13 protein-coding genes are annotated in these 10,910 nt (G+C 33.5%); 9 read left to right on the top strand and 4 right to left on the bottom strand.

Annotation, left to right across the window (positions count from 1 at the left end; all coding sequences use genetic code 11):
• Window positions 1–26: 26 nt before the first annotated feature.
• Window positions 27–521: a tyrosine-type recombinase/integrase gene (locus tag IEW40_RS02855; RefSeq protein ID WP_262891236.1), complete on the bottom strand. Its 495-nt coding sequence runs from the start codon at window positions 519–521 to the stop codon at window positions 27–29.
• 628 nt (window positions 522–1,149) lie between these two features.
• A complete protein-coding gene (locus IEW40_RS02850) occupies window positions 1,150–2,223 on the bottom strand; it encodes a M28 family peptidase (RefSeq protein ID WP_188616569.1) in 1,074 nt (357 codons plus the stop codon).
• Window positions 2,224–2,276: 53 nt separating this feature from the next.
• On the opposite strand from IEW40_RS02850, the gene IEW40_RS02845 reads away from it, so the two are divergent.
• The gene (locus IEW40_RS02845) at window positions 2,277–2,987 is read left to right on the top strand and encodes a DUF4294 domain-containing protein (RefSeq protein WP_188616568.1); all 711 of its coding nucleotides are present in this window, start codon (window positions 2,277–2,279) and stop codon (window positions 2,985–2,987) included.
• Window positions 2,988–3,003: 16 nt separating this feature from the next.
• On the top strand, window positions 3,004–3,795 hold the full coding sequence (locus IEW40_RS02840) for a S1/P1 nuclease (RefSeq protein ID WP_188616567.1): 792 nt from the start codon (window positions 3,004–3,006) through the stop codon (window positions 3,793–3,795).
• Here the strand turns inward: IEW40_RS02840 and IEW40_RS02835 are convergent.
• Both IEW40_RS02835 and mnmC2 read right to left on the bottom strand, forming a co-directional pair.
• Window positions 3,787–4,203, bottom strand: coding sequence for an NUDIX hydrolase (locus IEW40_RS02835; RefSeq protein WP_188616566.1), 417 nt, complete (start codon window positions 4,201–4,203; stop codon window positions 3,787–3,789). The genes IEW40_RS02840 and IEW40_RS02835 overlap by 9 nt on opposite strands.
• A 63-nt stretch (window positions 4,204–4,266) precedes the next feature.
• Window positions 4,267–4,953 (bottom strand): tRNA (5-methylaminomethyl-2-thiouridine)(34)-methyltransferase MnmC2, encoded by a 687-nt coding sequence (mnmC2, locus tag IEW40_RS02830; protein WP_188616565.1) that lies wholly within the window; start codon window positions 4,951–4,953, stop codon window positions 4,267–4,269.
• An 84-nt stretch (window positions 4,954–5,037) separates the two neighbouring features.
• Between mnmC2 and IEW40_RS02825 the strand changes: the two genes are divergently transcribed.
• The 7 genes from IEW40_RS02825 to IEW40_RS02795 all read left to right on the top strand — a co-directional run bounded on the left by IEW40_RS02825 (window position 5,038) and on the right by IEW40_RS02795 (window position 10,906).
• Window positions 5,038–6,111: a branched-chain amino acid aminotransferase gene (locus tag IEW40_RS02825; protein WP_188616564.1), complete on the top strand. Its 1,074-nt coding sequence runs from the start codon at window positions 5,038–5,040 to the stop codon at window positions 6,109–6,111.
• A gap of 86 nt (window positions 6,112–6,197) precedes the next feature.
• The gene (locus IEW40_RS02820; protein ID WP_188616563.1) at window positions 6,198–6,707 is read left to right on the top strand and encodes an FKBP-type peptidyl-prolyl cis-trans isomerase; all 510 of its coding nucleotides are present in this window, start codon (window positions 6,198–6,200) and stop codon (window positions 6,705–6,707) included.
• Between the two features lie 76 nt (window positions 6,708–6,783).
• Complete coding sequence (locus IEW40_RS02815; RefSeq protein WP_229663352.1) at window positions 6,784–7,791, top strand: peptidylprolyl isomerase; 1,008 nt, start codon at window positions 6,784–6,786, stop codon at window positions 7,789–7,791.
• Between the two features lie 126 nt (window positions 7,792–7,917).
• On the top strand, window positions 7,918–8,397 hold the full coding sequence (locus IEW40_RS02810; RefSeq protein WP_229663351.1) for an Xre family toxin-antitoxin system antitoxin: 480 nt from the start codon (window positions 7,918–7,920) through the stop codon (window positions 8,395–8,397).
• 11 nt (window positions 8,398–8,408) lie between these two features.
• Entirely contained in the window at window positions 8,409–8,861 is a 453-nt protein-coding gene (locus IEW40_RS02805; protein ID WP_188616561.1) for an RES family NAD+ phosphorylase, read from the top strand.
• A gap of 163 nt (window positions 8,862–9,024) precedes the next feature.
• The gene (locus tag IEW40_RS02800) at window positions 9,025–10,122 is read left to right on the top strand and encodes a Nif3-like dinuclear metal center hexameric protein (protein ID WP_188616560.1); all 1,098 of its coding nucleotides are present in this window, start codon (window positions 9,025–9,027) and stop codon (window positions 10,120–10,122) included.
• A 4-nt stretch (window positions 10,123–10,126) separates the two neighbouring features.
• The gene (locus tag IEW40_RS02795) at window positions 10,127–10,906 is read left to right on the top strand and encodes a zinc ribbon domain-containing protein (protein WP_188616559.1); all 780 of its coding nucleotides are present in this window, start codon (window positions 10,127–10,129) and stop codon (window positions 10,904–10,906) included.
• Window positions 10,907–10,910: the final 4 nt, after the last annotated feature.

Raw genomic sequence — 10,910 nt, 5'->3', positions numbered from 1 at the left:
TTAATATTCAAATATAAAAAAAATAATTACAAATCATCAAAAGGGCTCTTGATTTGTTGCAAATTTTTTGTGCTTACATGGGTATATATTTCAGTAGTCTTGCTTCTATTGTGTCCTAATAATTCTTGTATGTATCGCAAATCTGTTCCGTTTTCTAATAAATGGGTGGCATAGCTATGCCTCAACCAATGCAGTGTTACTGGTTTTTGAATTTCTGCCTTTTGTAATGCTTGTTTTAAAACACTTTGTAAACTGTATTCAGAATATTTTTCACCTTTAGTTTGTCCTTCAAATAGCCATATTTGGGGCTTATACATTTTGTAATAGTTTCTTAATAATTCTAGCATTTTGCGATAAAGTGGGGTAATTCTATCTTTATTTCCTTTAGATTGTCTTATGATGACTATATTTCTGTTAGAATCGATGTCTTTGGGTTTTAAATTGAGCAATTCACTTCTTCTAAGTCCACAACTGTAGATTAATGAAAGCATGGTATTGCGTTTTTTCGAAATAAACTGCAATTCTTGGTTTACCTTTGTGTACTATTGCTTTACACGAATAATTCATCTATTTGGTTTTGATTCCAAATTTAAGAATTGATTTTTATTTTTCCAATTGCCCCTAGTACTTCATCACTTCATCAACCAACACCTCATCATTTATCATTTATCATTCATCATTCATCACTTACCTCATCACTCTCAACCTCAACCTCAACCTTAACCTCAACCTTAACCTTAACCTTAACCTTAACCTTAACCTCAACCTCATCACCTTGCATCAAGAATCCCGTATCCCGTACCTCGAACCTCGAACCTCGCAACCAACACCTCATCATTCATCACTCATCACTCATCAACCATCGCCCCATCTCAAAGGCTAATTAGAGTCACATCAAAAGAAGGGTTGTAGTATAGTTGTAGTATAGTTATAGTATAGATAAGGAAAGTCAAACTAAAGTCTAAGTCAACTAATAGTCCTATAAAAGCCAAGGGTAAAGAATGGGTATATCAGAAAAACCCCAACCAAACAGAATAGGGGATAGTAACAAAAAAGAAAGAGACCACTTGGGTCTCTTAATAGGGGCTAAAGTATAGTTTGCTAGCATCTTATCTCGTATGTAAGTCTGCCATTATAGAGGTTTAGCTCTTAGAAATACTTCAGGTTCATCTCTGGTTTTATTTTGAGTAGTGTCTCGTAGATGAGTTTAATAACATGGGCTACATCATCCTTAGCTACCATTTCTACCGTAGTATGCATATATCTTAACGGCAACGAAATCAATGCAGAAGGAACACCACCATTAGAAAACGCAAAAGAATCTGTATCGGTACCAGTAGCTCTGCTCAGCGCATTCCTTTGGAAAGGGATTTTCTTTTTCTTAGCCGTCTCTGTGATAAGTTCTCTGATGATGTGGTGTACAGAAGGCGCGTAAGCAATCACAGGGCCGTCTCCACACTTCATATGACCTTCTTTCTTTTTCTCAATCATTGGGGTAGTAGTGTCGTGGGTAACGTCTGTTACGATAGCTATGTTGGGTTTTATGGTTTGTGCAATCATGGTGGCACCATACAGCCCAACTTCCTCTTGTACAGAATTGGTAATGTACAATCCAAAAGGTAACTTTTTCTTATTCTCTTTCAAAAGTCTAGCGACCTCGGCTATCATAAAGCCACCCATTCTATTGTCTAGCGCCCTACAAACGAAATAGCGGTCATTCATTTCAAAGAATTCATCAGGATAAGTAATCATACAACCTACATAGATTCCTAGGTTTTCTACTTCTTCTTTGGTGGTGCAACCACAATCTATGAAAATGTTTTCTATCTTAGGAGTAGGCTCATTTTGATTGACTCTTGTATGGATGGCTGGCCAACCAAATACTCCTTTTACAATACCTTTTTCCCCGTGAATATGTACTACTTTAGATGGAGCGATCAATTGGTCTGAACCACCGTTTCTGATAACGTAGATAAGGCCATCATCTGTAATGTAATTGACATACCAAGAAATTTCATCGGCATGGGCTTCTATAACCACCTTGAAATCTGCTTCTGGGTTGATGATTCCGTACGCAGTACCATAGTGGTCTACTCTTACTTCATCTACAAATGGGGTGATGTACTCTGTCCAAACTTTCTGTCCGTTCTGCTCATAACCAGTTGGTGAAGCAGTATTTAGGTATTTTTCTAAAAATTTTAAGGATTTACTTTCAAATTTCATATAAAGGAACGATTTTTGTGGTAAAATTAGTCAATTTAATTTTCTTTTGAATAATGAAATTTAGAAACACATTCATAATTGCTCTTTTGTTCATCGGATTTAGTCTAAATGCTCAAACGGATTCTATAAAAGTAGACCTTAAAGCATTAAAAGATGTCCCAAAAGAGAAACTCAAAAAAGATGAATTCGGTAATATCTATTACTATGACGAAAGGCAAAAAGCTAGAATCTACGAAATAAACGGGGAAAAAGTAGTGGTGATGGATGAACTTATCCTCATGAATAAGCCACACTTTAACAATCAACTCGATAGAAATTTCTATTATTTCCTCAATAAAAAACTCAATAGAGTGTATCCTTATTTCATTACCGCTCTAGAACAGTATAGAGATATAGAAGACGAACTTGAAAAAATAGATTCTGATAAAAGAAAAGTTTATATCAGAAAAAGACAAGAAGAATTGGCCAATCAATACGAAAAACAATTAAGAGACTTAACCACTACTGAAGGTAGAATTTTTGCTAAGTTAATGAACAGAGCTACCGGGAAAACCGTTTACGAAATCATAAGAGAATTTCGTGGCGGTTGGAGTGCTTTCTGGTGGAATGTAAAAGGGAATTTGGCGGATGTAGATATCAAACAACCTTACGACCCATATGCTATTAGAGAAGACGCTTTCGTAGAATCTCTGCTTCAATCTAACTGGAATTTGGGTTACTTACAGCCATATGAAGGTTACAGAGATTTTAAAATTAAAAAATAACAACAGATATCTATTTATGAAATTTTTATTCAGAATTTTAGTTTTTGCCTTTGTTTTGCAGTCTGCAGAAGCCTACTCATGGGGAACTACGGGGCACAGAACCATTGCAGAAATAGCGGAGAATCATCTTACCAATAAATCTAAAAGAAAACTTAGAAAAATCTTAGGAGACCAAAAGCTAGCCTTTTATGCCAATTGGCCAGATTTTGTAAAGTCTGATTCCCTGAAAAGATACAAGGAAACAGAAATTTGGCATTACGTAAATGTAACACCCAAACTTAGCTTTCCTGATTTTGAGAAAGAACTAAAACAAATGACTGTTCCTAATCTATATTCTGCCGTCCAAAAGCAAGAAACAATCATTAAAGATAAAAACTCGTCTAAGGCAGATAAAGAAGTTGCAGTGATTTTCTTAATTCATCTGTTGGGTGATTTGCACCAGCCATTTCACGTGGGCAGAGCAGAAGACCAAGGAGGAAATCTAGTGCCACTTACTTTTTTTAAAGAAAATACCAATCTGCATAGCCTTTGGGATACCAAATTGGTAGATTTTCAAAAGTATTCTTACACAGAGTATGCTACCGTTTTAGACAATAAATCTAAAGAAGAGGTAAAGAAAATACAATCAGGAACTTTAGAAGATTGGCTTTTTGAAAGCTATAATAAAGCTGCTAAAATCTATAGTCAAACACCTATCAATGGAAATTATAGTTATGATTATAACTACAAGTTTTCTGGTATTATGGAAGACCAACTTCTAAAAGGTGGCCTTAGATTAGCTAAAGTATTGAATGAAATATTACAATAGTTTTTCTTTCAATTTCTTAAATACAATTTTATCAATAGGTAAAGGCAATGGGTTTTCTTCGTGTAGGGAAATCCATTTTACTTTTTCTATGCTATCATCTAGAATTTTTAAGTCATCTAAATTGAGGATATTTACAGTGTAATAGATGGTGAGTAACTGTTCATTTTCTCTAAATCTAGAAACTAAAAAATCTTCTTGAGTATAAAAATGCTCTAAGACTTCTATTTTTAGATTAAGTTCTTCAGCAAATTCGCGGTGGAGGCATTCTAAAGTTCCCTCTCCGAATTCTAATCCACCACCAGGTAATTTGACTAGTTTTTCGCCAGCATATCCTTCGTCTAGTGCCATTAATTCATTCTTTTCATTTAAGAAAATGGCGTAAACCCTTATGTTTATTTTATCTATCATATTATAATTTTTAAAATTTAAGACACTTATTTATCAGTATCTAACATTCAAAACACCCAGCATCTAACATCCTTCATTTAGCAAAACCGCATTAATCATTTCTCTTTTTCCTTTTGGTCCTTCTAATTTAGTGACTTCAAAATTTAATTCTTTCAAAATTCTTCTTACACTACCTTTAGATGAATAGGTGGTCAACAAGCCACCAATTCGCATTTTGTTTTTGACCATCTCAAAAAGAGGTTTTTCCCAAAGATCTGGTTGTACTTTAGCCCCAAAACAATCATAATAAACCAAATCTATTGGTGGTAAATCTAGATTTTCTAAATTAAAAAAATCACACTCAAATTTAGTAAAAGAAAAATTAGGCAAAATCGAATGTGTTTTTCCCCATTCTAAAGTGTGAATTTCATGGTAGATTTTTTCAGAATTTTCAAAATTAAAATGCTTTACATAAGAAAGCTCGACGATTTCTCCTTCTGTGACTGGATATTTTTCTAAAGTGAAGTAATTGATTTTATGACTTTTATCATTTTTCAAATATTCATTAATTGTAACCAAAGCATTCAATCCTGTGCCAAAACCTAGTTCTAAAATATTGATTTCATAATTTTTGATATTATTTATTCCGTTTTTTATAAATACATGTTCGGCTTCTTGAAGCGCACCATTGTGAGAATGGTATCCTTCATTTAATTCATTGATAAACAATGTTTTGCTTCCATCTAATGTGGTCTTTATTTCTCTTTTCAAAGTATTTTTTTTCAAAAATAAACTAAAATTTTGATATTAAAAAAATTATATTAAATTTGTAGAAAATCAAATAAAATTTTAAAAATGATAATTCAAAAAACTTCAAACTCAAGAATTGGGGATTTTGACCCAAATAATATAGGCTTCGGTGCTGCATTCATAGACCATATGATAATTTGTGAATATGAGAACGGAAAATGGGGAGATGTAAAACTGATGCCTTACGGTCCACTTCCTTTTACTCCTGCTATGATGGGGGTAAATTATGGACAAGCTTGTTTTGAAGGGATGAAGGCTTACAAAGACAAAGATGGTGAAGTGTATCTTTTCCGTCCTGAGAAAAACTTTGAAAGAATTAATAAGTCTGCCAAAAGACTGGCAATGCCAGAAATTACCGAAGAAATGTTCATTGATGGGCTAAAAGCTTTGGTAGATGTAGATAGAGCTTGGATTCCTTATGGTGAAGGTAAATCGCTTTATTTAAGACCATTGATTTTTGCAACTGAAGAAGCGCTGAAAGCTAGAATTTCTAATAAGTATATGTTTGCCATTGTTGCGACTCCTGTTCAGAGTTATTATACAGAGCCTGTTTCTGTGAAAATATCTGATTACTATTCTAGAGCTGCTAGTGGTGGAGTAGGTAATGCTAAAGCTGCAGGTAATTACGCAGCCGCATTTTATCCAACTAAATTAGCTAATGAAGAAGGCTACGAACAAATTATATGGACTGATGATGCCACCCACGAATATTTCGAAGAAAGTGGAACAATGAATGTTTTTGTTAGAATTAATGATACCATTTACACTCCACCAACTTCTGATAAAATTCTAGACGGAGTTACTAGAGATAGTTTTATACAATTGGCTAAAAAAAGAGGAATTGATATAAAAGTAGAACCTATAGAAGTAGCAAAAGTAGTAGAAGCTCACAAAAATGGTGAGTTGAAAGAAGTTTGGGGCGTAGGAACTGCTGTGGTTACTACTGCTTTTAAAGCTTTGGGCTACAAAGATGAAAAATTAGTTTTGCCAATTCTTTCAGATGAAGAGAGTTTTGCTATTTCACTCAAAAAGAATTTAGTAGATATACAGACTAATCAATCAGAAGATCCTTTCGGATGGAGAGTAAAAGTAGAAAAACACATATTAGAAACTGTATAAAAAAACAATAAATTTTACAAAGCCGAGAAAAGTTTTTCTCGGTTTTTTCGTTTTATTTTCTAAGATTTATTACTTTCGCAGTCTGTATGAAAAAGGCTTTTGTTTTTTTAATTATCGTATTGGTGTCTTGTGCTAAAAACACACAAGTCCATCCGCCAGTTGGCGGTATCCTAAGCGAAAAAGATTTACAAGTTTCTAAAAATAGAGCTAAAAATCTTAATTTGATGGAAAGAAATCAAATTCAAGATTGGATTAATCAACAAGACGAAAAATTCTTCGCAACTGGACTAAACTATTGGATAAATATTGATAATTTAGAACAAAGAGACAAGAAAAAAGATGGAGATTGGGTTTCTTACCAGTATGATTTGTATGATTTTAACCAAGAAAAGTTGTATAATGAGCCTATCAAAATAATAGACGCACAATTAGGTAAATTTGAAGAGTTGAAAGCCATAGATGATGCGGTAAGGTCTCTGAAACAAGGGGAAGAAGCTATACTTTTGGTGCCATCGGTTTTAGCTTTCGGAACTTATGGCGACGATGAAAAGATCCCTAATGATATGCCTTTGATTATTAAACTGAAAATTTTATAAAAACTATATGAAGAGATTAATTTTATTAGTGTTAGCAATAATTTCAATAACGAGTTGTACTCCAATTTATAAAAAAATGAACATAGACAAAGATTTTTACAACGGACTTCAAGACGGTGTATATGCAAAAATGGAAACCTCTAAAGGTGAATTAATCATCCAATTTTTTGATAAAGAGGCGCCTGTAACAGTAGCTAATTTTGTGGGCTTAGCTCAAGGTACCATAGAAAATAAAGCAAAAGCAAAAGGAGTTCCTTATTATGATGGGATAGTTTTTCACAGAGTGATTAAGAATTTTATGATTCAAGGCGGTGACCCTCAAGGTACAGGAATGGGTGACCCAGGTTATAAATTTGATGACGAGAAGAATAACCTTAAACACGAGGGTAAAGGCTATCTTTCTATGGCAAATTCTGGTCCTAATACCAATGGCTCTCAGTTTTTTATTACTGAAGTTCCTACTCCTTGGTTAGATGGTAGACATACTGTTTTCGGTAAAGTAGTGAAAGGTTTAGAAGTGATTGATGCTATTGCTAATTCTGAAACTGGCGCTCAAGACAGACCAAAAGAAGAAATAAAAATAGTTAAAGTTACTGTTTTTACCAAAGGTGATGCTTACGAAAAGTATGATGCTGCTAAAATCTTCAATGAAGGAAAAGGTAAAATTCAAGAAAATAATAAAGCTTATATTGCTAAGCAAGAAGCTGAGGCTGCTAAGAAATTAGAAGAATTAAAAGCTGGAATGACTAAAACTGCTTCTGGTCTTTTATATAAAATTTCAAAATCTAATCCAGAAGGGAAAGCTCCGAAGGCTGGTGATGTGGTTGCAGTACATTATGCAGGTAAATTAACCAACGGACAAGAATTTGATAATTCATTTAAAAGAGGAGAGCCTATTGAATTTGCAGTTGGAGTTGGTCAAGTAATCAAAGGTTGGGACGAAGGAATAATGCTTTTAAAAGAAGGTGAAACCGCTACTTTCTTAATTCCGTCAGAATTAGGTTACGGAGCAAGAGGAGCTGGTGGTGTTATCCCGCCAAATGCTTGGTTAATCTTCGATGTAGAATTGGTGAAAGTAAAATAATTTTACACAAATATTTTGTAGGAACGCGCCAATAGGCGCGTTCTTTTTTTTGAGATATTTTAAAAAAAATAGACAAAAGTCTTTTTTATATGGACAAAAGTCTTATATTTGTAAAAAATTTATAAGATGAAAAAGAGTAAAACATTCCCAGAAAGAGAGGCTGTACTTCACAAAGTAGAAGAGCAAATGGCTGTTTATCACACTTCTGCGGTATATACTTCTGTAGATGATAGAGGTGTATTTTCTATTATAGATTCTATAAATAGAGGGATTTCATTTGCTTCTTTTGAAAATATCATTAAAAAATATAGTTTTTCACTTCAGAATTGGGCAGATTTTTTACATATTTCTAATAAGACTTTGTCACGTTACCAAAAAGAATCAAAAACTTTTGATGCTTTACAATCTGAGCGTATTTTACAAATAGAGATTCTTTACAGCAAAGGCGAAGAGGTTTTTGGGGATAGAGAGAATTTTACAAAATGGTTAGAAACCAGTAATTTGGCTTTAGGAGATATTTTACCTTTGGATTTACTTAGAACTTCTTTTGGTATTCAGTTATTGATGGATGAGCTCACCAGAATAGAGCACGGTGTTTTAGCGTAAATTACGGCTTTATGATTGTTTATAGACTTTCTAAGGAGCAATTTGCGAATGATTTATCGGGCAAAGGTGCAGAGTTGGTTGGCGGAAGATGGAATAGCAAGGGAAATGCAATGTTGTACACTTCACAAAGTATTGCGTTGTGTGTTACCGAGATTGCAGTGCACGTTCCACTAGGGATTTTACCGAAAGATTATCAACTGATTCACATCGAAATTCCTGACGAAGATTTTTTAGAAATTAAGCGATTGCCAAAAGATTGGCAAAGTTTTCCTCACAGTAATTCTACGCAAATGATTGGTGACAAATTTCTGAAAGAGCATAAACATTTGGTTTTCAAAGTACCTTCTGCTGCAGTGCAAGGTGAATTTAATTATTTGGTAAATCCGAGGCATAAAAATTTTAACCAAATTAAGATTGTTAAAATAGAAAACTTTAACTTTGACGAAAGGTTGTTTAGAAGATGAATAATTTGGGCAGCAATTTCCGCCTTTCGTTCCCAAACCTAACGAAGTGGTTCGACGAAGTCAATCTTTTTTTTGCCAACTTTTTTTGCCAATGCAAAAAAAGGATTTCCACTCAAGTCGGGCTGCAATTTTGTAATAATTAGAAAATTTAGTTATAAAATCAATGAAAATCAAACAATTCACCACAGAATTAGACAAAATATTTTCCATAAAACAAGCCGAAGATTTTGATAATGTAGGTTTGCTCTGCGGAAATCCTGAACGTGAAGTTTCGGGAGTTTTGGTGTGTCACGATGCGTTGGAAAATGTGGTAGATGAAGCAATTACTAAAAAATGCAACGTGATTGTAACGTTTCACCCGATTATTTTTTCGGGGTTAAAATCGATTACAGGAAAAAATTATGTGGAAAAAGCAATTCTGAAAGCCATTGAAAATAAAATCGCAATTTATGCGATTCATACTGCGTTTGATAATGATTATTTCGGGGTAAATTACAGAATTTGCAATGAATTAGGCTTAAAAAATCAACATATTTTGATGCCAAAATCAGACAATCTTTTGCAATTGGTGGTTTATGTTCCTGCAGAATTTTCAGAAAAGGTGAAAAATGCTTTGTTTGAAGCTGGTGCTGGTAATATTGGTTTCTATGACGAATGCAGTTTTACTGTCAAAGGAAACGGAACTTTCAGACCAATGGAAGGCTCAAATCCGTTTTCGGGAACGCAAAATGTGAGACAAAATGCAGATGAAGTGATGATTTCTGTGATTTTTGAAAAATTTAAAAAGAATAGAATTCTTTCTGCAATGAAATTGGCGCATCCTTATGAAGAAGTGGCGTATCAAATTTATTCTTTAGAGAATGAAAATCAGTATGTTGGTTTAGGAAGATATGGTGAGTTAGAAAACGAGATGGAAGAAAAGGATTTCTTGAAATTGGTGAAAGAAAAATTTGATTTAGAAGTGATTCGACATTCTGAATTTTTGAATAAAAAAATAAAAAAAGTAGCTGTGCTTGGCGGAAGTGGAGCAAGCGGAATTTCGGCGGCAAAAGCTTCAGGATGTGATGCTTATTTGACTGGTGATGTGAAATATCACGATTTTTTTCAGTCAGAAAATAAGATTTTAATCTGTGATATTGGGCATTTTGAGTCAGAACAGTTTGTTACTGAGCAAATAGTTGAGATTTTATCGGAAAAATTTCCTACCTTTGCATTCTTAAAATCCACAGAAAAAACAAACCCTGTAAATTATTTCTTTTAAAGATATGGCAACTAAGACAAACGAAATTTCTGTTGAAGAAAAACTAAGAGCTCTTTATGATCTTCAGATTATTGATTCTAGATTAGACGAAATCCGCAATACAAGAGGAGAATTACCGATTGAGGTAGAAGATTTAGAAATTGAAGTAGAAGGACTTAATAAGAGAGCTTCTAAATTCGAAAACGAAATTAAAGATTTACAAAGCGAAATTTCTAACAAGAAAGAAGCGATTACTCATTCTAAATCTTTGATGGAGAAGTACAAATCTCAACAAGATAACGTTAGAAATAATAAAGAATTTGAAGCTTTGGCTAAAGAAATTGAATTTCAAGAATTAGAAATTCAACTTGCTGAGAAAAGAATTAAAGAATTTAATGCTAAAATAGCTCACAAAAATGAGTTGTTAGACGAATTAAAAGCTAAGATAAGTGAGTTACAATCTCACCTTGGTTTCAAAAAAGATGAACTAGATGCTTTAATTGCAGAAACGCAAAAAGAAGAAGATTATCTATTAGAAAAATCTAAAGAATTTGCTGATAAAATAGACGAAAGATTATTGGCTTCTTACAAAAGAATTAGAACCAATTCTATCAACGGATTAGCTGTAGTAGGACTAGAAAGAGGTGCTCCTAAAGGTTCTTTCTTTACCATTCCTCCACAAAAACAGATGGAGATTGCTCAACGTAAAAAAATCATTATTGATGAGCATTCTGGTAAAATCTTAGTAGATGACGAACTCGTAATGGAAGAAAACGAAAAAATGGCTTCTATTATCAAATTTTAATCTA

Origin of the sequence: Cloacibacterium rupense (assembly GCF_014645495.1) — a bacterium.
GTDB classification, from domain to species: domain Bacteria; phylum Bacteroidota; class Bacteroidia; order Flavobacteriales; family Weeksellaceae; genus Cloacibacterium; species Cloacibacterium rupense.
Note: the sequence above shows the minus strand (reverse complement) of the source record. Positions and strands in the feature narration are given on the sequence as shown.